Origin of the sequence: Nocardia ignorata NBRC 108230, assembly GCF_001612905.1 — a bacterium.
GTDB lineage: Bacteria > Actinomycetota > Actinomycetes > Mycobacteriales > Mycobacteriaceae > Nocardia > Nocardia ignorata.
The window spans coordinates 443,272-463,519 of the sequence record NZ_BDBI01000002.1 but is presented as its reverse complement, the minus strand read 5'-3'; the positions used below and the strand labels follow the sequence as shown (position 1 = coordinate 463,519).

The window sequence follows — 20,248 nt, the reverse complement described above, 5'->3', positions numbered from 1 at the left end:
GCACGGTTCCGCTTTCCCGTTAGCGGGGTAGCGTTTTTCGTATGGCTGGTACGACGAAGTACACGCAGTTCATTGCCCTGCCACCGGAATCGGTGTGGGCGGTGCTGGGGGACCTGACGCAATGGCCCGAATGGAATCCGGGCGTGCGCGCGGTACGGATGCACGGGCCTGTCGCCGTCGGGGCGACCGGTGACTATGTGCCCAACGGGAAACTCGCCTCGCGCGTGCACGAGCGGTTCGGCGCCCCGTTCACCGTGACAACTCTTGTGCCCGAACGTGAGCTGAGCATCGAGCAGCCCGAACCCGCCGGGACCATGGTGCTCACCTGGCGACTCGAACCGCGCGCGGGCGGAACAGAGATCACTCAGGAATTGCGCTTCAGCGGTGTGTCCGCAGCGGCGATGCGGGCAGCGGCCGGACCGTTCATCGAAACCGGTGCCCGCGTGAACTTCTCGCGCCTGGCCCGGCTCGCCGGGCTCGTCCCGGCCGACGACGCCTTGAATGTGGTGATCGCCGGTGGCACCGGAGCGCTCGGCGTGCGGATCGCCGCCGACCTCACCTGCCGTGGTCAGCGCGTCACCCTGCTCACCCGGCGCCGCAACCCCGGAATACCGTTCCGGCAGACCGAATGGGACGGCCGCTCGGTCGGCGCCTGGGCCGCGGAACTCCGCGAACCCGGCCGGATCGCGGTCGTCAATCTGGCGGGCAAACTCGTCGACTGCAGGCCCACCGAACGCAATATCGCCGAACTGCGCAGCAGCCGCGTCGATTCCACCACGGCGCTGGTCGCCGCCGCCCGCACCCGCGACACCCCGGTCGATTACTGGGTGCAGGCCAGCACCACCGCCATCTGGTCGGATGCGGGCGAAACGCGCTGCACGGAAACAACACCCGTGCCCGAAGGACTGCCGCAGATGACCGGCGTCGCCGAGCCGTGGGAGCAGGCGTTCGACCCGGCCCAGGCCGAGCACTGGACCATTCTGCGCACATCGATCGTGCTCGACCCGGACGCCCCGGCGCTCAAACGCCTGAGCCAGCTCACCAAGGCCGGGCTCGGCGGACCGGTCGGCCCCGGCGATCAATGGTTCAGCTGGATCCACATCGAGGACTGGCTGCGCATCGTGCGGGCCTGTCTCGGCCTCGATCCCGAGGTGAGCATCCCCGACGGCATCCTGGTCGCTGCCACCGAGAACCCGGTCCGCAACGCCGAACTCATGGCGACGCTGCGCCGAACCCTGCATCGCCCGGCGGCCCCGCCCACCCCGAAAGCGATCCTGTCGGTGGGCGCGGTCGTGCTGCGCTCGGATCCGGCACTCGGTCTCACCGGCCGCCACGCCACCTCGGAGGTGCTGCCGAAAACCGGCTTCACCTTCCGCTACCCCACCCTGGACAAGGCCCTAGCCGACCTCCTGCCGAATTAGAGCTTGACGATGGTCCGGCTGAATTGGGGGATCAGCCGGATCTTTCCGGCGGTGCCGAAGTCGATGGTGACGGTCGCCAGTGGGCCGACGCCGTCGGCGGCGACCACTCGGCCCAGGCCGTACTTGTCGTCGGTGACCCGGTCGCCCACGGCGAGAACGAGGTCGGTGTTGTTGCGCTTCACCGCACCGCCGGGGGCCGGCCTGCGGGTGCCGGTGCCGCCGCGCACGCCCGGCCGCTGATCCCAGCCTTCGCCGCGCGTCCAGTCCCGGTCGAACCCGCTGTCCTCGCCGCGCCTGCGGCCACGCTGCACCGGCGACACCACCGGTTCGAGCCTGCGCCAATCCAGCAGATGCTGCGGAATCTCCTGCAGGAACCGCGATTCCGGGTTCGACACCGGCTGTCCCCAGCCCGACCGGACCACGGCACGCGACAGGTACAGCCGCTGACGGGCGCGGGTGATGCCCACGTACGCCAGCCTGCGTTCCTCGGCCAGCTCGTTCGGATCGCCGAGCGCCCGCATGTGCGGGAACTGCCCGTCCTCCCAGCCGGTGACGAAAACGACCGGGAACTCCAGGCCCTTGGCGGTGTGCAGGGTCATCATGGTGACCACTCCGGAGCCCTCGTCCGGGATCTGATCGGTATCGGCGACCAGCGAGACCCGTTCGAGGAACGCCGCGAGCGAGCCGGGTTCGGGTTCACCGTCGCCCACCTCGGGCAGCAGGCCCTCCTCGCGCGCGGCCTCGGCGTTGTTGAACGCCTCGGAACTGAATTCGCGGGCGACGCTGACCAATTCGTTGAGGTTGTCCAGCCGCGCGCCGTCCTGCGGGTCGTCGGAGGCTTCGAGTTCGGCGCGATAACCGGTGCGGTCGAGCACCGCGTCGACCACATTGCCCACATCGGGGTACTCGCTGTCGGCCCGCTGTCCGGCCGTCCGGATCTCGTCGAGCAGGTCGAGGAAACCGGCGATGGCCCGCTGCGCACGGGTATTGAGCAGCGCCACCTTGCCGTCGGCCGCGTCGCGCAGGGCCGCCGCGAAACCGATGTCGCGCTGCTCGGCGTGCACCGCGACACAGGCCTCGGCACGGTCGCCGATGCCACGGCGCGGGGTGTTGAGAATGCGACGCAGGCTCACGGCGTCGTCGGGGTTCTCCAGCACGCGCAGGTAGGCCACCACATCGCGCACTTCCTTGCGCTCGTAGAAGCGGACACCGCCGACCACCTTGTACGGCAACCCCATGCGGATGAAGATCTCTTCCAGCGCACGCGAATTGTTGTTGGTGCGGTAGAACACCGCCACATCGCCGTAGGTGGCCTCGCCCGTGTCGACCAACCGGTCGATTTCCTTCGCGACGAACGACGCCTCGTCGTGTTCGTTGTCGGCGACGTAGCCGGTGATGAGCTCGCCCTCACCGGAATCGGTCCACAGCTTCTTCTCACGCCTGCCCTCGTTGCGGGCGATCACGGCGTTGGCCGCCGACAGGATGTGCTGGGTGGAGCGGTAGTTCTGTTCCAGCAGAATGGTTTCGGCATCGGGGAAATCGCGTTCGAATTCCTCGATATTGCGGATGGTCGCGCCGCGGAAGGCGTAGATGGACTGGTCGGCGTCGCCGACGACGCACAGCTCGCTGGGCGGCGCCTGCTCGTCGCCGGAATCGCCGTGGTGGCCGACGAGTTCGCGCACCAGCACGTATTGGGCGTGGTTGGTGTCCTGGTACTCGTCGACGAGGACGTGCCGGAACCGGCGCCGGTAGTACTCGGCCACCTGCGGGTGGTTCTGCAGCAGCACGACCGTCTCACCGATCAGGTCGTCGAAATCGAGGGCATTGGCCGCGCGCAGCCGCTTCTGGTATTCGCCGTACACGCGGGCGACCAGCGCGGGCAGTTCGGTGTCGTCGGCCTCGGCGTCGCGGGCGGCTTGTTCGGGCCCGATCAATTCGTTCTTCAAATTGGAGATAGCCGTCGACAGCAACCGCGCCGAATATTTTTTGGTGTCGATGTCGAAATCGCGACTGATCATCGTGAGCAATCGGCGCGAATCGTCGGCATCGTAGATGGAGAAATTCGAATTCAGACCCGGCAGCAAAGCCGCCTGCATGCGGAGAATACGCACACAGCTGGAATGGAAAGTCGACACCCACATGCTCGCGGCGCGGGGACCGACGAGCCCGGCCACCCGCTCCCGCATCTCGGCAGCAGCCTTGTTGGTGAACGTGATGGCCAGGATCTGTCCGGTCTGCACTCCGCGTGCGGCGAGCAGGTAGGCGATGCGACGGGTGAGCACGGCCGTTTTGCCCGAGCCCGCTCCCGCCACGATCAGCAGCGGCGAACCGGCGTGCACCACGGCGGCGCGCTGCTGCGGGTTGAGCCCGTCGAGCAGCCGCTCGGTTTCCTCGGCGCGACGCAGTTCGCGCTCCTTGCGGCGCTGTTCCTGTTCGGCGCTGTGCCGGGCCGCCGCCTCGGCAAGACCGCTGCGAGCCGCACCACCGCCACCGCCGTCACCCTGCGGTGCGGCGGTGCTGTCTGGTGCCGCGGCCGGGGTGTTCGGCGCGGTGGACGACGTTTCGTCTGCGGAGGGAGCGACCGTGATATCCATCGTCTGTCCACGCTACCGGCGGGCACCGACAAGCGGCCAACCGCCGTCGGCGCGGCCACCGGCGGGCAAACCGCGAGTGAACCGGACGACGACCGGTGTCGTACCCACCCGTGTGAATGTTCTCAGCGGATTCACAAACACAACTGTTTTGCATACCTACCGACCCGTGGCAGACTGGGCCGCGTGGTCAGCGCCGCTTCGCCTGTCCGGATCGGCAATCGATCCGATATCGTGGCGGCAGGCGCCCAGCCGGAAAGTTTTTCAGGGTGAAGGAACAGATCGGTAACACGACGTCCGTATCGACCGATCCCAGTTCTGACACGAGGAGATGAATGATGAGCACCCCTGCTACAACCGCCGGGTCAGAGGCGGCACTGCCGCAATCTGAGGCGGAGATCGAGAAGCTTCGCCTCGAAATCGACGAACTCGACGCCACCATCCTCGCCGCGATCAAACGCCGGAGCGAAATTTCGCGGATCATCGGGCGCACCCGGATGGCCTCTGGGGGTCCCCGGCTGGTGCACAGCCGTGAGATGAAAGTGCTCGAACGCTTCAGTGAGCTCGGCCAGGAGGGCCACACCCTCGCCATGCTCCTGCTCCGCCTCGGTCGCGGACGTCTCGGCCGCTAGGCCGATCTCGAACCACGCGGCGGTCGTCCAGATCGCCGCTCACGAAAAGCCGCCCCGGGTGCGACAACATCCCCGGGGCGGTTATTTCTTTTCGCTCAGGTGAGGGCGATGTACTTCGTGTCCAGGTATTCCTCGATGCCCTCGGTCCCGCCCTCGCGGCCGAAGCCCGACTCCTTGACGCCGCCGAAGGGCGCGGCCGGGTCGGAGATGACACCCCGGTTCACGCCGACCATGCCGGTCTCCATCGCCTCCGACACCCGAAGCGCACGATCCAGGTCGCGGGTGTAGACGTAGCTGACCAGGCCGTATTGCGTGTCGTTGGCGGCGGCGACGCCCTCCTCCTCGGTGTCGAAGGCGACGATCGGCGCGACCGGACCGAACACCTCCTCGCGCAGGATGCGGGCGGCGGACGGCACGTCGGCGAGCACGGTGGCCGGGTAGAACCAGCCCGGCCCGTCGGGGGTCTCCCCGCCGAGCAGCAGCTTCGCGCCGGTGCTCACCGCGTCGTCGACGAGTTCGGCGACGGTCTCGCGCTGCTCGGCGCTCACCAGCGGGCCGAGCGTCGTCGAGGCGTCCGTCCCCGGCCCGAGCACCACCGATTCGGTCATCGCCGCCACCAGCTTCTCGGTGAATTCCGCGACGACACCGCGCTGCACGTGGAACCGGTTGGCGGCCGTGCACGCCTCCCCACCGTTGCGCAGTTTCGCCTGCATGGCACCGGCCACCGCGCTGTCGATGTCGGCGTCGTCGAACACCACGAAGGGCGCGTTGCCGCCCAGTTCCATCGAGGTGCGCAGCAGCCGGTTCGCCGACGACGAGACCAGCTTCTTGCCCACCTCGGTCGACCCGGTGAAGGTGAGCTTGCGCAGGCGCGGATCGTCGATCAGCGGGCCCGTGACGGCACCGGAACGGCTGGTTGTGACGACCGACAGCACACCGTCGGGCAGTCCGGCCTCGCTGCACAGGCGGGCCAGCGCGAGCATGGTCAGCGGCGTCGCCGAGGCGGGCTTGACGATCATCGCGCAGCCGGCCGCCAGCGCCGGACCGATCTTGCGAGTACCCATGGCCAGCGGGAAATTCCACGGCGTGATCGCCAGGCACGGCCCGACCGGTTGCTTGGCGACCATGATCCGCCCCGTGCCCGACGGCGCGTGCAGATACCGCCCGTGCACCCGCACCGCTTCCTCGCTGAACCACCGGAAGAATTCGGCGCCGTAACGCACCTCGTTGCGGCTCTCCCCGAGCGCCTTACCCATCTCGAGCGTCATCAGCAACGCGAACTCCTCGGCCCGCGCCGTGAGCTCGGTGTACACCGCCCGCAGGATCTCACCGCGTTCGCGCGACGGCGTTTCCGCCCACTCCCGCCCGGCCGCCACCGCCGCGTCGAGCGCGCGCATCGCGTCCTCGGGCGTCGCGTCGGCGACCTCGGTGATCACCGACCCGTCGGCCGGATTGTGCACGGGAAATGTGGCCCCGCCGGTAGCCTCCACCGGCCCCGACCCGATCCACAAACCCTTTGGTACGAACTCGATCACGTCCCGTTCAGAAACCATGCCCCCACCCTATGCCGACCCCCCGGCCGAATTCCGGCCAAACACCAGACCGATCACCCCGAAAAGAACACCACTCGAGCGCGCCAGCGCTCCGATAACCCAGTACTCTCGGGCGGGTGAGCAGCGACATCACCGCGTCGGCGGCCTGGCAGGCACTGCAAACCAATCACCGCACTGTCGCACCTCTGCATCTGCGGCAGTTGTTCGCCGAGGATCCGGCGCGCGGCCGGGAATTGACCGTGCAGGTCGCCGATCTACACATCGACTACAGCAAACATCGCGTGACCCGCGAAACCTTGCGTCTGCTGGTGGATCTCGCGCGCGCGGCCGGGGTGCCGCAGCGACGCGACGAGATGTATTCCGGCAAGCACATCAACACCTCCGAAGACCGCGCGGTGGGGCACATCGCGTTGCGTCTGCCGGTGGGCGAGCAGCTCGACATCGACGGCACCGACGCCGATGCCGCCGTGCACGACGTGCTGCGCCGGATGGGTGAGTTCGCCGATTCGGTGCGCTCGGGTACGTGGCGCGGGGCCACCGGTGAGCGCATCACCACGGTGGTCAATATCGGTATCGGTGGCTCGGATCTGGGGCCGGACATGGTGTATCGCGCGTTGCGCCACTATGCCGATCCGGAGATCGAGGCCCGGTTCGTATCGAATGTCGACCCGGCCGATCTGGTGTCCAAGCTGGCGGGTCTCGATCCGGCGCGCACGTTGTTCATCGTCGCGTCGAAGACGTTCTCCACCTTGGAGACCCTCACCAATGCGACGGCGGCGCGGCGCTGGCTGGTCACGGCGCTCGGTGAGAACGCGGTGGCCAAACATTTCGTCGCGGTGTCGACGAACGCGGAGCGGGTGGCGGCTTTCGGTATCGACACCGCGCACATGTTCGGTTTCTGGGATTGGGTCGGCGGCCGCTACTCCGTGGATTCGGCGATCGGTCTCTCGGTGATGGTGACCATCGGCAAGGAACGGTTCGGCGAGTTCCTCAGCGGAATGCACGCCGTGGACCGGCATTTCGCGTCGGAGCCGTTGGAGTCGAACGGTCCGGTGCTGCTGGCGATGCTCGGTGTCTGGTATTCGAACTTCTTCGGTGCGGAATCGCGTGTGGTGCTGCCGTATTCGAACGATATGGCGCGGTTCCCCGCGTATCTGCAGCAGTTGACGATGGAGTCCAACGGCAAATCGGTGCGCGCCGACGGTACGCCGGTCACGTCGTCGACGGGTGAGATCTTCTGGGGTGAGCCGGGTACCAACGGCCAGCACGCCTTCTATCAGCTGCTGCACCAGGGCACCAGGCTGATTCCGGCCGATTTCGTCGGTTTCGCCCGGTCGACCGACGACCTGCCGACCCGCGACGGCACCGGCAGCATGCAGGACATCCTGATGAGCAACCTGTTGGCGCAGACCAAGGTGCTCGCGTTCGGCAAGACCGCCGAGGAGATCGCGGCCGAGGGCACCGATCCGAAGCTGGTGCCGCACAAAGTGATGCCCGGCAATCGGCCGAGCACCACCATCATGGCGCCGGAGCTCACGCCGTCGACGATGGGTCAGCTGATCGCGCTGTACGAGCACCAGGTGTTCGTCGAGGGGATCATCTGGGGGATCGACAGTTTCGATCAGTGGGGTGTAGAGCTGGGTAAGCAGCAGGCGCTCGCCCTGATGCCGTTGCTCAGCGGGTCGGAAGACCCTGAGTCGGTGGGTGACTCGTCGACCGACGCGCTCATCGAGTGGTATCGCGCGCGGCGGCGCTGACCTCGTTCGCGGCGCGGATCCGGCTGGTGACGCTGGTGGTGACGATGGCGAGCAGGGTGCCGAGCACCACCAGGTCGAACACGATCTGCACCATGGTCACGATGCGGGCGGCCTGGCCGGTGGCGTGGATGTCGCCGTAACCGATGGTCCCGAGGGTGACCAGCGTGTAGTACAGCGCGTCGGTCCGCGTCTCGAGCCCGGTGAACTGGTTCGGGTGTAGCTGCTGCATGCGGTAGTAGACGAGCGCGAACACCACGCACACGATGCACAGCACGAGCAGCACCCCGTCGACCCGCTCCCCCAATGCGGTCGACTCCTGGAGCAGGTGCTCGATCCGCTGCCACACGAGCCAGCCGAGTCCGGCGACGCTCGCGACGAAGGCGACGACCCCGGCAACCTGCCCCGGCCACGCGTCGAGTTCGAACACCCACCCCACCGGAACGCTGTAGTACAGCAGCAGCGCGCAGACCGCTGCCGCGCCATTGCGGACCGCGTGCACGGGGACTCGTCGCTTCATCAGTCCATGATTGCGCCGAGTCCGCCGCTTTCCGCGCGACACACGCCCGGCGTGCCGCGGCTGGCAAGTGATGCCGCGCGGTGAAGGGGGCCGGTCAGTCCAGGGCGTAGCCGTGGCCCGTCGCGCTCAAGACGCGATCCGCGCGGCTTCGAGTGGCGGCGATGAGGTCGGCATTGCGCAGGTCGCTGTCCATCACCTTCACCCGCGCCTCCTCCGGGGTGCGCCCGCCCGCGGTGTGCCGATCGAGCAGGCGTTCGGTGAGCACCTGCCGTGGCGCGTCGAGATACCAGCATTCGTCGAGCAGTCCGCGTACCGGCGCCCAACCCGGTGCGTCGGCGAGCAACAGGTAGTTCCCCTCGACGACGACCACGCGTTCGTCGCGCACCACCACACCGCCCTCGGTCGGTTCGTCGACGGCCCGGTCGAACAGCGGCCACGGCACCGGTTCGCCGACGGGTGTCTCCCGCAGCAGGCGAAGATCGGCGACGAACGCGTCCGCGTCGAAGGTGTCGGGCTCGCCTTTGCGGGCCAGCGCGCCCCTGGCCCGCAACACGTCGTTGCGCAGGTGATAACCGTCCATCGGCGCGACGACCGCACTGCGCCCGAGACGAATCAGCTCGTGGCAAAGACGCTGCGCGAGAGTCGATTTACCGGCGCCCGGCGGGCCCGCGATACCGAGGAGAAACCGGTCCGCGCGCGTCGGCACCAGCCCGGCGAGGTCCCCTGCCGTCATCACATCGTCCGCTCGAGCCACGCGCTCACGGTACCGTCAGTCCGGCCATGCGAAGGATCGGCCGGGCCACACCGCTGCCCCGGCAGCACTGGCGGATACCTCTCGACCGCACCCTGCCGGTTCGTGAATCGGGCGAGCTAGAGCAGTTCCCACGGCGGCATGATGCACCCGTGCACCAGCGGCCGGGTGCGGGCACCCGACCGGACCGATCGCGAAGAAACGCGCGGCACCTCAGGTCAGGATGACCGGCACCGCGCGGCGCCGCCTCAGTGCGTATCGACGAACCCTCGTTCGAGAATCGCACCGGTATCGACACCCACCGGCAAGGTGCCGTAAGCGATCCCCCAGTCGCCGCTCAGCCGGGTCGCACAGAACGCATCGGCGACGGCCGGATGACCGTGGCGTACCAACTGCGCACCCTGCAACACCAGCGCCATCAACTCGACCACCCGCCGCGCCCGGTACTCGATATCGGACAGGTCGGTGAGTTCCTTGCCGACCCGGTCGATGGCGTCGTCGAGCCGCGGGTCCGCGCCACGAGCCAGGCCGACCTCGGCGAAGTAGGCCTCGACGGTCTCCGGCTGACGCCCCATGGCGCGCAGGGCATCCAGCGCCGCCACATTGCCCGACCCCTCCCAGATCGACATGAGCGGCGCCTCCCGGTACAGGCGCGGCATCCCCGATTCCTCGGCATACCCGTTGCCGCCGAGGCATTCCAGCGCTTCGGCGGCGTGCGCGGGCGCCCGCTTGCACACCCAGTACTTGGTGATGGCCAGCGCGATCCGGCGCAGCGCCGCCTCGGCCGGGTCGCTGCCCGCGCGGTCGGTGGCCCCGGCCAGACGCATCATCACGGTGGTCGCCGCGTCGGACTCGACGATCAGGTCGGCCAGCACATTGCGCATGGCGGGTTGGTCGATCAGCTTCGCGCCGAACGCTTCTCGGTACCTGGCGTGATGCACGGCGGTGACCGCACCGACCCGCATGCCGGTGGCCGAGCCGATCACGCAGTCGAGGCGGGTCATATTGACCATCTCGATGATCGTCTTCACCCCGGCACCCTCGGCGCCGACGAGCCACCCGGTGGCGTTCTCGTATTCGATCTCCGAGGAGGCGTTCGACTTGTTGCCGAGCTTGTCCTTGAGCCGCTGGATCCGGATCGGGTTTCGGGTGCCGTCGGGCAGCACGCGCGGCAGCAGGAAGCACGACAGCCCGCCCGGCGCCTGCGCGAGGGTGAGGAACATGTCCGACATGGGCGCCGAGGTGAACCACTTGTGCCCGACGATGCGGTACGACCCGTCCGGTTGCGGTGTGGCGGTGGTGGTGTTGGCGCGCACGTCCGAGCCGCCCTGCTTCTCGGTCATCGACATGCCCGCGATCAACCCGGCTTTCGTCGAGGGCTCACGCAATCCGAAATCGTAAGTGCGCGAGCCGAGCAGCGGCTCGAAGCGGGCGGCGAGTTCGGGGTTGTGACGCAGCGCGGGCACCACCGCGTAGGTCATCGAGATGGGACACATGTGCCCGGCGTCGGCCACACCCCAGGTGTAGAACTTGGCCGCGCGGGCGGTGTGCGCACCGGGGCGCTCGTCGAGCCACGGGGAGCCGTGCAGGCCGTGCGTGACCGCCACATTCATCAGGTCGTGCCAGTGCGGATGGAACTCGACCTCGTCGACGCGGTGTCCCCACCGGTCGTGGGTGTGCAGCACCGGCGGATACTCGTTGGCCAGCCTGCCCCACTCCTGTGCGGCGAAACCACCTGCGAGAGCACCGAGTTCACGTACCTCGGCCTCGGCCCAACCCGCACCCTCCCGGTGCAGGCCCTCGATGAGCGCGGGATTGCGCGAGGCGTCGAAGGGGACGAGCGGTGGTACCTGATTGAACACGTCATGGGTGATCACGGCGGAACTCCTTAGGGCTACAACGATTCCGGGCGCGCACCGAGCGCGCGAACGGCGAAAGCGACGAGTTCGGGAACGACGGACTCGGCGGGCGGGGCCGCGGCGAGGGGGCCGACGAGCACCTCGCCGATGGCGCCGACGAGCGCGGCAGCCGACAGGTGCGAATCCTGCGGTGGCAGTGCGCCTTCGGCGACGCCGTGCGTGATGGCCGCTTCGAACGAGGCGGTGAAGGCGCGGCGGAATGCCAGGCGTTGCACGTCGACGGCGGCGTCCACGGGTTCGGCCAGCAATACGTAGGCGAGTCGCGGATTCTTGAGCGCACGCCCGGCGAAGGTCTCCACGGCCGCGCTGACCCGCTGCGTCACGTCGCCCTCGGCGACCGCTGCGCGCACCGCGGCGACCTCGCGCGCGACCACCTTCTCGAACACCGCCGACACCAGCGCGGCCTTGTTCTCGAACTGCTTGTACACCGTGCCGGTGGCGATACCCGCCTCGGCGGCCACCGCGGCCATCGACAAGCCGGCGAACCCGTCGCGCGAGAGCACGGCCGTCGCACCTTGCACGATCAGCGCACGTTGCGCGTCGAGCCGGGCCTGTACGGCCGGCGTCCTCCGGTACACCATACGAAGAAGTGAACCACCGATTCACCTCTTCACACAAGGGTGGGTTTCGTCGTATGGTCGAGCTATGAGCTCAGGTCCCGCGTCCGATTCGGTGCGTGTCGAGAAGGCGGGGCCGGTCACTACGGTGATCCTGAACCGCCCTCACGCCCGCAACGCCGTCGACGGGCCGACGGCCCGCGCCCTGGCGGAGGCTTTCCGCGCGTTCGAGGCCGACCCGACCGCCTCGGTGGCGGTGCTGTGGGGCGAGCACGGCACGTTCTGCGCGGGTGCCGACCTGAAATCGCTCGGCACCGACCGCAGCAACCAGGCTGCGCCCGACGGTGACGGACCGATGGGGCCCACCAGGATGCGGCTGTCCAAACCGGTGATCGCCGCGGTGTCCGGGCACGCGGTAGCCGGTGGGCTCGAGCTGGCACTGTGGTGCGACCTGCGGGTGGCCGAGCAGGACGCCGTGTTCGGCGTGTTCTGCCGCCGCTGGGGTGTGCCGCTCATCGACGGCGGCACGGTGCGTCTGCCACGCATCGTCGGCGAGGGGCGGGCGCTGGACATGATTCTCACCGGTCGGCCGGTGAGCGCGCCCGAAGCGTTGCAGATGGGGCTGGTCACCCGTGTGGTTCCCACCGGGGATGCGCGCCGGATGGCCGAGGAATTGGCCGGGCAACTCGCGGCGCTCCCGCAGACCTGCCTGCGTTCCGACCGCGCATCCGTGTACGACCAGGTCGGTCGATCCGAAGACGAGGCGCTGCGCATCGAATTCGCGCACGGTGTCAAGGCTCTCGCCGATGGCGCGCTGGAGGGTGCGGCCCGCTTCGCCGCGGGCGCGGGCAGGCACGGCGCCACCTCCACGTCGTAATGGACCGCCTGACCGTCGTCGACGAGATCTTCCTGCGTACCCATCGGGGAATGGGCACGCCGATCGCCCTGCAGGGACTGTGGCGAACACCGGACACGATGGATCCGGCTCTGCTGCGACAGATCCACCACGAGCTGAGTCATGGTCCGCTGGGCCGCAGAGTCGTCCGCGCCCGCGTCCCCGGCGCCCGCCGTGCCTGGCAGCCCACCGTCCGCGCCCACCCGCTCGACTACCTCGCGACCGATGCCCACTGTGCTCCCCTGAGTGACGGGGAAATCCTGCCGTGGGCCGATAGGCTCGGCGCCGACCTCGATCCCGAGTTCTTCCCCGGTTGGCGGTTGTCGGCGGCGCCTCTGGCAGACGGCGGAACCGTTGTCGCCCTGACCTGTTCGCACGCCCTTGCCGACGCTCGAGGGCTGATCCACGCTGTCGCGCTGGCCTTGCGATCGCTGAACGGCGTACCTACGGAACGTGCGTCGACTGCGGTCGCCTCCACCTCACGACACCAGCGCCGCGAACGGTCTGCGGACGAGCCCCGTTCGGACTGGACCGATGCTCGGACGCAGTGGGCAACGGTACTCGGGGGGACCGCGCGCGCACTGCGCAACGGTGTTCCCCGACCGCCCAAGGCCATCGTTCCCACGGTGACTCCAGGTCGCACCGTCCGCAGCTCCCTGCTGGCTTTCGATGCGGCGCAATGGGATTCCGTCGCGGCGGAAGCGGGTGGCACGCCGAACAGTCTGTTTATCTACCTGGTCGCGAACATTCTGTGGGAGAACGGCTTCGGTGACGACACCATCACCGCGAGCCTGCCGGTGGACACCCGCGACGAACCACGCGTGGACAACGATCTCGCCGTGACCGAGATCCGGATCGACCACGCCGACACCCCGGAGACGATCCGCGTCAAAGCCCGCGACGCCTATCTACGCCGCATGTCGGCGCCCGCCGGGCTGCCCGAGGAAATCCTGCAGGTACTCCCTGATCGCTTGGCGCACAAGCTCAGCAAAGGTGCTGGTGAGCGCGACATCCTGTGCTCCAATATCGGCACAATGCCCGACGCCCTGCGCACCGTCGGCCCGCATGAGTGCACCCGCGTGGCCGCCCGCGCGATCCATCCGGGCATCACGGATTTTCCGCGTACTCGCCTCTCCGGTTACCTCTCCCGTCTGACCGACACCTACACGCTGGCGCTCGTCAGCTTGGACGAACACGAATCACTCACCGCGGCAGCGGATCGCGTGCTGTCGAAAGTCGGGTTGACCGCCGAGCCCTGGTGAGATAGCAGTGACCCCTCGGTTGCGGCAACTCAATTCGCCGTCATACCCACGAGCAGAACCCTCAGCCCCCACACGAATTGGTCGACGGATGTCCACGCCGCGATCTCGTCCACATGCGCGGCGGTACGCGTCCAGCGATCCACGTCCAGGTCCCTGAGCTGCTCGCGGCGCCGCGCGATCCGTTCCGAATCAGTTGGCAGCGGCGGTATTCCGTCGGTCTCCGCGATATCGAGCGCTGTGGAACCGAGGACGTAGACGAGCACCGCGTACACCCCGTGCGCCCGCATCTGCGTATGCAGACCGCCGCGCGCGAAGCAGGCGAACAACGCCTCCTCGATATCGCGTGCGGCGGGCCCGTCCGCCGCCGGACCGTCGTGCGGACCCGACATCATCAGCACCGCCACCGCCGGATGCTCCCACAGCCGCGACCGCATACTCAGCGCCAACTGGATCACCGCCGAAACCCACTCGACACCGCGGTCGTAGAGCGGCCCGAGCCGCACGTTCGATAGCACGCGTTCGATGGCGGCCCGTTCCAGTCCGCTCCGATCACAAGCCAGCGCGGCCGGGTCGACACCGAGTCGCGCGGCCACCGCCTCGACCGTGAGCGCACCCGCCCCACCCTCGTCGAGCACTGCCAAGGCCGCGTCCACCACCCGATCCTCGGTGCACGACAACTGTTCGGGCGGCTCGCCCCCGCTGAGCGGACTCGACGGCATAGGCCGGACTGTACCGAGCGCGCACCCGCCCACCGAGGTGCCACGACGAGCGAATCGCACGACTCCACCGCCGCACTGCGCGACATGATCGAATCACCGACGTCCGTCCGCAGCGGTCTGTGGAACGTCCGACCCGTTCCCTACCGAAGCGCGACCGGCATCGCCGAATCCACTCGGTCGGCCACTCCGGCGGGCACCTCGATCCCCGGCTCCAGGTCCGCCGACGGCACCGGCGCACCCCACACCTGCCGCAACGGTAGCTCCCCGGCCCACACCCCACCTGCGGCGATATCGTCCTCGTCGTCCTTCGGCCCGCCGGTCCGGACTTTCACCGACGCCTCGGTGAGGTCGAGCGCCAGCACCATCGTGGCAGCCATCTCCTTGCGGCTGGGTGGGCGGACACGGTCCCAGGAACCGGGCGCCGCATGCTCGACGATCACCCGCAGCGCTTCGAGACGTTCGTCCTCGTCGGTGACGAGTTCGGCCCGCCCGCGCACCACCGCCGACCGATAGTTCATCGAGAAGTGCATGGCGGAGCGGGCATAGATCAGGCCGTCGACGTGGGTCACCGCGATGCTGATGTCGGTGCCGATGGCGGCGCGCATATTGCCCGCGCCGGTGGAACCGTGCAGGTAGATCGTGTCACCCGCGCGGCCGTACACGGTCGGCAGCACCACCGGCGAACCACCGAGCACCACTGCGAGGTGACAGATCAGTCCCGCGTCGAGCACCGCGTCCAGTTCGGCCCGATCGCTGCGGGCGCGTTCCTTGGATCTGGTCACCGTGGTGCGCGGGGTCGGGGACAGCGGCGTTCTGGTGTGCGTGCTCATAAGATGAGCATCGCCGCACGATTGGCCCTCGGACAGGTCCAATTCAATGTAGGAACGACAGTCCAATCAGAGGTGGGCGATGCTCGACGACTTCCCGATCCCGCTCGACCGCACCGCCACCGAACCCCTGTCGGTGCAGGTAGCCGATGCCCTGCGCACCGCCGCGACCACCCGCGTCCTGCGCGTCGGCGACCGGCTCCCGCCCTCGCGCACCCTCGCGCAACGGCTGGGCGTGAGCCGGGCCGTGATCGCCGCCGCCTACGACCAATTGCACGCCGAGGGCTGGCTCACCGGTCGACGCGGCTCCGGCACCTACCTGAGCACCGCCCCCGCGACAGCACCGCCGAGCACCGTCGCGAGGAAGGGCATCGAGAACGAACCGACCCTGCTCGACCTCGCCGCGGGCGCACCGTGCATCGAGGCCCTCGACCGCGCGGCCTGGCGCCGCGCGTGGCGCTCGGCCGGTGACCGCGCACCCGAGGCCCGCAAGGATCGAGCGGGCGAGCCCGGCTATCGCGATGCCGTCGCCGAGCATCTGCTCCGGCATCGCGGACTGGCCGCGGGCGCGGCATCGGTGGTACTGGCGACCGCGGGCACGAGCACCGCCGTCGGGGAACTCGCCGCGGCCCTGCTCCGTCCCGGCGACACCGTGGCCATCGAAGACCCCGGCTATCTGCGCGCGGTCGGTGCGTTCCAAGCCGCCGGAATGACGGTGCTCCCGGTGCCCGTCGACGCGCACGGGCTGTGTGTCGACCGCATTCCGGCGGGTGTCCGTGCCGTGTATTGCACACCGGCACACCAGTTCCCGATGGGCGCGCGGATGCCTGCCGGGCGCCGGGTGGAACTGGTCGAATTCGCCCGCAGCACCGGCACTCTGGTCATCGAGGACGACTACGACGGCGAATTGCGCTACGACACCGCACCCTTGCCGCTGCTGGCGGCGATGGCGCCGGACGTGGTGGTCCACCTCGGCACCACGAGCAAGATCATCGCCCCCACCCTCGGTGTCGGCTGGCTCGTCGCCCGTCCCGACATCACCGAGGCCGTCCTCGCGCACCGCGCCCGCATCGGCAGTTCCCCGAGCCCGGCCGGCCAACTGGTGCTCGCCGAATTCGCCCGCAACGGCGACCTCGCCCGGCATCTGCGTCGCCTGCGCCGGATGGTCCCGCCACGGCGCGCCCTGCTCGTCGGTGAGCTCGCCGACCGGGGCCTGCCGGTCCTCGGTGACGACGCCGGGTCGCATGTGGTCGTCGAACTGCCCGACGTCGCCGCCGAGGCCGCCGCGGTCGATGCCGCCCGAAGCCGCGGAGTCCTGCTCGACGGGCTGGCCCGCCACCATCTCGCCACGCCGCACAGGTTCGGTGTCGCCCTCGGCTACACGGCCCTGACCAGCACCGAATTGGCCCGGGCCGTCCCGATCGCGGCCGACTGTCTCGCCGCCCATGTCACCCGGCGGTCGTAGCATGGACCAGGACCCGCGCGGGTCGCGGTTCGCCCGGCACTACCCCTCCGAGAATCGAAGTGGTGAGCACATGACCGATCAGGACATCCTGGCCAAGATCAAGCAGTTGGTCGACGAAGAACACGAACTGCGGTCCAAGGCGACGGCGGGCGAGATCGACCCGGTCAGCGAGCGCAAGCAGCTCGCCCAGCTGGAAGTGATGCTCGACCAGGCCTGGGATCTGCTGCGCCAGCGCCGCGCCCGCGCAGGCGCCGACGCCTCTCCCGAAGACACCCAGATGCGCTCGCCGCGTGAGGTCGAGGGTTACTTGCAGTGACCGACGAGTACGACGTCATCGTGATCGGTGGCGGCCCGGCGGGCGAGAACGCCGCCGCGTACGCCATCGCGGGCAGCGACCGTACCGCCGCGCTCGTGGAACGGGAACTGTTCGGCGGCGAATGCAGCTACTGGGCGTGCATTCCCAGCAAGACACTGCTGCGCACAGGTGCCGTGCTCGATCTCACCGCCGGGTTGCCCGGGCTGACGGCCAGCGGCCCCCAGGTGGCCGATGTGCTGGCCCGCCGCGACACCTTCGTCCACCACCGCGACGACACCTCCCAGGTCGACTGGGCGAAATCGGCGCGCATCGACCCGATCCGCGGTGCGGCCAGGCTCGCCGGGGAGCGGCGGGTCGAAGTGCACACCGACGCGGGGGTGCGGGAACTGCGCGCCAGGCACGCTGTCGTGATCGCGACCGGAACAACAGCCGCGATTCCCGACACTCCCGGACTGCGCGATGCCCTGCCCTGGACCTCGCGCGACGCCACCAATCTGACGGTCGTACCGCGCCGCGTCGCGATCATCGGCGGCGGTGTCGTCGCGTGCGAGGCGGCGACCTGGCTGATCGAACTCGGCGCGGCCGAGGTGACCATGCTGGTGCGCGGTGACCGGCTGCTGCCACGGGTGGAGCCCTTCGCCGCCGAGCTGGTGCTGCGAGGCCTGCGCGACAAGGGCGTCGAGGTTCGCGTGAACACCGAGGCGCTGATGGTGTCGCGCCGCGACCCCGCCGACACCGGGGTCGGCCGCATCCACGGCGGCCCGGTCACGCTGGTGCTCGACAACGGTGAGCTGGAGGCCGACGAGCTGGTAGTCGCGGCCGGTCGCGCACCCGCGACCGACGACCTCGGCCTGGAGACCGTCGGCCTGTCGGCAGGCTATCTCGACGTCGACGATCACTTGACTGTCCGCGATGTTCCCGGTGAATGGCTGTACGCGGTGGGCGATGTGAACCACCGTGCGGCACTGACACATATGGGCAAATACCAGGCCCGCGTGTGCGGGGATGTCATCGCCGCTCGCGCACAGGGATCGCCGCTGGACAAGAGCCGCTACACCGCGAGCGCCGACCACGAGCAGGTTCCCCAAGTCGTCTACACCGCACCGGAACTCGCCGCCATCGGCCTGACCGAGCAGCAGGCCCGCAAGGCTGGATACGCGGTCGACACCGTCGAAATGGATATCTCGGTAGCCGGTTCCGCATTGTCGCGCGACGATTTCCACGGCCGCGCGAAGATCGTCGTCGACACCGCCGAAAACCGCCTTCTGGGCGCCACTTTCGTCGGGCCCGACATGGGCGAGCAATTGCACGCCGCCACCATCGCGGTGGTCGGGCGGGTGCCTTTGGACACCCTGTGGCACGCGGTACCCGCGTTTCCCACGGTCAGCGAATTCTGGTTACGGCTGCTGGAAACCTGGCGGGACCGCTGACTACTTGAGCAACCGCGACATCCGCCGGTCGGCGAGCACCTTGCCGCCGGTCTGACAGGTCGGGCAGTACTGAAAAGAGCGCTCCGCGTAGGACACCTCGCGCACCGTGTCGCCACACACCGGACACGGCTGTCCGGTCCTGGCGTGCACCCGCATGCCGGATCGCTTCTCCCCCTTCAATCGGGCCGCGTCCTGCCCGGTCGAACGATCGACGGCGTCGAGCAATACCGAACGCATCGCCGCGTACAACTGCGAAACAGTTTCCGCGGACATCGTTTTCGTATTCGCGAACGGCGAAATGCGTGCGGTGTGCAGTATCTCGTCGGAATAGGCATTGCCGATACCGGCCAGCAGGGTCTGATCCACCAGCGCGGTCTTGATCCGTTGCGATGTGCCGTGCAGCAGGGCCGCGAATTCGTCCTCGGTCACCGCGAGCGCGTCGGGACCGAGCCGGGCGATGCCCGGAACCGACTGCGGATCCTCCACTATGTACACCGCGAGGCGTTTCTTGGTTCCCGCCTCGGTGAGGTCGATGGCGGGTGTCGCGCCTTCGGGAGTGAAGAAATGCACGCGCAGGGCGAGCGGGCTCTTACCGCCGGGCTTGGGCGGCAAGGGATTCGGTTCGTCGACCCACCGCAACCAGCCGCCACGTGACAGGTGGGTGATCAACCACAGCCCGCCACAATCCATTCCGAGGAACTTGCCCCACCGGCCCGCACCGGTCACGTCCCGGCCGGACAGCGCGGTCACCGGCGGATCGAATGTCTTCACCGCACTCAACGCGGCCACGTCGACGCGACCCACCACCGCACCGACCGCATGATCCCGGAGGAACTGCGCCAACGCCTCTACCTCGGGTAACTCGGGCACAAGCGTCAGTCTAGCTATTCGGAACGCAACAGGTAGACGTCCATGATCCAGCCTTTTTCGGCGCGCGCTCGCGCACGACGTTCGAGAATGGATTTCTCCACCTCACGCAGATTGCCTTCGATCAATATCTCGTCGGGCATACCGAGATAGGCGCCCCACCAGATCTGGATATCGTCGCCGGGCACCTCGGTGAACGAGCATTCGCCGTCGAGCATCACCACCGTAGAACCCGGGCCGAGGCCCTCTTCGCGCAGTCTGCGACCCGTGGTGATGTGCACGGCTTCACCGATGCGGTGCAGCACCACCCGGTGGGCGGCGGCCAGTGCCGCGACGCTGGTGACGCCGGGGATCACCTCGTAATCGAACCGAACCCGCCCACGGTCGAGCACCCGCTCCACCATGCGCAGGGTGCTGTCGTAGAGGGCCGGATCGCCCCAGACGAGGATCGCGCCGTCGCCGTCCACCTGCTCGAAGGCCTCTTCCAGCAGCACCGCGCGCCGTTCGTGCCAGTCCTGCACCACACCGGTGTAGTCGGCGGGTGCGCGGTCGCGGGGCGGGTCGGCGATCTCGAGCACCCGGTGCGGGCCGTCGACGTACTCGCGCAGGATCGCGGTGCGCACGTCGACGAGTTCCTGCTTCTCGGCGCCCTTGCCGATCACGAAGAACGCCTCGGCCCGCCGTATGGCCTTGACTGCCTGCATCGTCACCTGGTCGGGGTCGCCCGCACCGATACCGATCACGTAGAGCTTGCGCATACGCGCAGAGC

Annotated in this window: 18 protein-coding genes; 8 read left to right on the top strand and 10 right to left on the bottom strand. The window is 68.6% G+C overall.

What is annotated here, in order from left to right; translation table 11 throughout:
• Positions 1 to 41: 41 nt before the first annotated feature.
• Positions 42 to 1,421 carry a DUF1731 domain-containing protein gene (locus NI2_RS02365; RefSeq protein ID WP_084475786.1) on the top strand — a complete coding sequence of 460 codons (1,380 nt, stop codon included), beginning with the start codon at positions 42 to 44 and terminating at the stop codon, positions 1,419 to 1,421.
• Here NI2_RS02365 and pcrA read toward each other — a convergent pair.
• Positions 1,418 to 4,015 (bottom strand): DNA helicase PcrA, encoded by a 2,598-nt coding sequence (pcrA, locus tag NI2_RS02360; RefSeq protein ID WP_243749755.1) that lies wholly within the window; start codon positions 4,013 to 4,015, stop codon positions 1,418 to 1,420. The genes NI2_RS02365 and pcrA overlap by 4 nt on opposite strands.
• 335 nt (positions 4,016 to 4,350) lie before the next feature.
• On the opposite strand from pcrA, the gene NI2_RS02355 reads away from it, so the two are divergent.
• Positions 4,351 to 4,644 (top strand): chorismate mutase, encoded by a 294-nt coding sequence (locus tag NI2_RS02355; protein WP_133733847.1) that lies wholly within the window; start codon positions 4,351 to 4,353, stop codon positions 4,642 to 4,644.
• Positions 4,645 to 4,739: 95 nt separating this feature from the next.
• Here NI2_RS02355 and NI2_RS02350 read toward each other — a convergent pair whose 3' ends face one another.
• Complete coding sequence (locus NI2_RS02350) at positions 4,740 to 6,197, bottom strand: NAD-dependent succinate-semialdehyde dehydrogenase (protein WP_067485377.1); 1,458 nt, start codon at positions 6,195 to 6,197, stop codon at positions 4,740 to 4,742.
• 116 nt (positions 6,198 to 6,313) lie between these two features.
• Here NI2_RS02350 and pgi point away from each other — a divergent pair, with 116 nt between their 5' ends.
• Positions 6,314 to 7,954, top strand: a complete 1,641-nt coding sequence (gene pgi / locus NI2_RS02345; RefSeq protein ID WP_067485374.1) for a glucose-6-phosphate isomerase — start codon at positions 6,314 to 6,316, stop codon at positions 7,952 to 7,954.
• Here the strand turns inward: pgi and NI2_RS02340 are convergent.
• From NI2_RS02340 to NI2_RS02325, 4 genes are all read right to left on the bottom strand, one after another.
• Complete coding sequence (locus NI2_RS02340) at positions 7,923 to 8,471, bottom strand: potassium channel family protein (RefSeq protein ID WP_067485371.1); 549 nt, start codon at positions 8,469 to 8,471, stop codon at positions 7,923 to 7,925. The genes pgi and NI2_RS02340 overlap by 32 nt on opposite strands.
• A 94-nt stretch (positions 8,472 to 8,565) precedes the next feature.
• The gene (locus tag NI2_RS02335) at positions 8,566 to 9,225 is read right to left on the bottom strand and encodes a nucleoside/nucleotide kinase family protein (protein ID WP_307656176.1); all 660 of its coding nucleotides are present in this window, start codon (positions 9,223 to 9,225) and stop codon (positions 8,566 to 8,568) included.
• Positions 9,226 to 9,470: 245 nt separating this feature from the next.
• The gene (locus tag NI2_RS02330) at positions 9,471 to 11,099 is read right to left on the bottom strand and encodes an acyl-CoA dehydrogenase family protein (protein ID WP_067485365.1); all 1,629 of its coding nucleotides are present in this window, start codon (positions 11,097 to 11,099) and stop codon (positions 9,471 to 9,473) included.
• Positions 11,100 to 11,116: 17 nt separating this feature from the next.
• A complete protein-coding gene (locus NI2_RS02325) occupies positions 11,117 to 11,722 on the bottom strand; it encodes a TetR/AcrR family transcriptional regulator (protein ID WP_067485362.1) in 606 nt (201 codons plus the stop codon).
• Positions 11,723 to 11,786: 64 nt separating this feature from the next.
• On the opposite strand from NI2_RS02325, the gene NI2_RS02320 reads away from it, so the two are divergent.
• Entirely contained in the window at positions 11,787 to 12,575 is a 789-nt protein-coding gene (locus tag NI2_RS02320; RefSeq protein ID WP_067485359.1) for a crotonase/enoyl-CoA hydratase family protein, read from the top strand.
• The gene (locus NI2_RS02315; RefSeq protein WP_243749756.1) at positions 12,575 to 13,855 is read left to right on the top strand and encodes a hypothetical protein; all 1,281 of its coding nucleotides are present in this window, start codon (positions 12,575 to 12,577) and stop codon (positions 13,853 to 13,855) included. Before NI2_RS02320 ends, NI2_RS02315 begins: the two co-directional genes overlap by 1 nt.
• 29 nt (positions 13,856 to 13,884) lie before the next feature.
• Here NI2_RS02315 and NI2_RS02310 read toward each other — a convergent pair whose 3' ends face one another.
• Complete coding sequence (locus NI2_RS02310; RefSeq protein WP_243749757.1) at positions 13,885 to 14,574, bottom strand: TetR/AcrR family transcriptional regulator; 690 nt, start codon at positions 14,572 to 14,574, stop codon at positions 13,885 to 13,887.
• A 140-nt stretch (positions 14,575 to 14,714) separates the two neighbouring features.
• Positions 14,715 to 15,404 carry a pyridoxamine 5'-phosphate oxidase family protein gene (locus tag NI2_RS02305; RefSeq protein ID WP_067485356.1) on the bottom strand — a complete coding sequence of 230 codons (690 nt, stop codon included), beginning with the start codon at positions 15,402 to 15,404 and terminating at the stop codon, positions 14,715 to 14,717.
• A 79-nt stretch (positions 15,405 to 15,483) separates the two neighbouring features.
• Between NI2_RS02305 and pdxR the strand changes: the two genes are divergently transcribed.
• The 3 genes from pdxR to NI2_RS02290 all read left to right on the top strand — a co-directional run bounded on the left by pdxR (position 15,484) and on the right by NI2_RS02290 (position 18,612).
• A complete protein-coding gene (pdxR, locus tag NI2_RS02300) occupies positions 15,484 to 16,866 on the top strand; it encodes a MocR-like pyridoxine biosynthesis transcription factor PdxR (RefSeq protein ID WP_067485352.1) in 1,383 nt (460 codons plus the stop codon).
• Positions 16,867 to 16,936: 70 nt separating this feature from the next.
• Positions 16,937 to 17,182, top strand: a complete 246-nt coding sequence (locus tag NI2_RS02295; protein WP_067485911.1) for a DUF2630 family protein — start codon at positions 16,937 to 16,939, stop codon at positions 17,180 to 17,182.
• Positions 17,179 to 18,612: a dihydrolipoyl dehydrogenase family protein gene (locus NI2_RS02290; protein ID WP_067485349.1), complete on the top strand. Its 1,434-nt coding sequence runs from the start codon at positions 17,179 to 17,181 to the stop codon at positions 18,610 to 18,612. The genes NI2_RS02295 and NI2_RS02290 overlap by 4 nt, the downstream gene beginning before the upstream one ends.
• Here the strand turns inward: NI2_RS02290 and NI2_RS02285 are convergent, their stop codons facing one another.
• Both NI2_RS02285 and cobF read right to left on the bottom strand, forming a co-directional pair.
• Positions 18,613 to 19,482, bottom strand: a complete 870-nt coding sequence (locus tag NI2_RS02285) for an Fpg/Nei family DNA glycosylase (protein WP_067485346.1) — start codon at positions 19,480 to 19,482, stop codon at positions 18,613 to 18,615.
• 14 nt (positions 19,483 to 19,496) lie between these two features.
• Positions 19,497 to 20,237, bottom strand: coding sequence for a precorrin-6A synthase (deacetylating) (gene cobF / locus NI2_RS02280; RefSeq protein ID WP_067485343.1), 741 nt, complete (start codon positions 20,235 to 20,237; stop codon positions 19,497 to 19,499).
• Positions 20,238 to 20,248 lie beyond the last annotated feature (11 nt).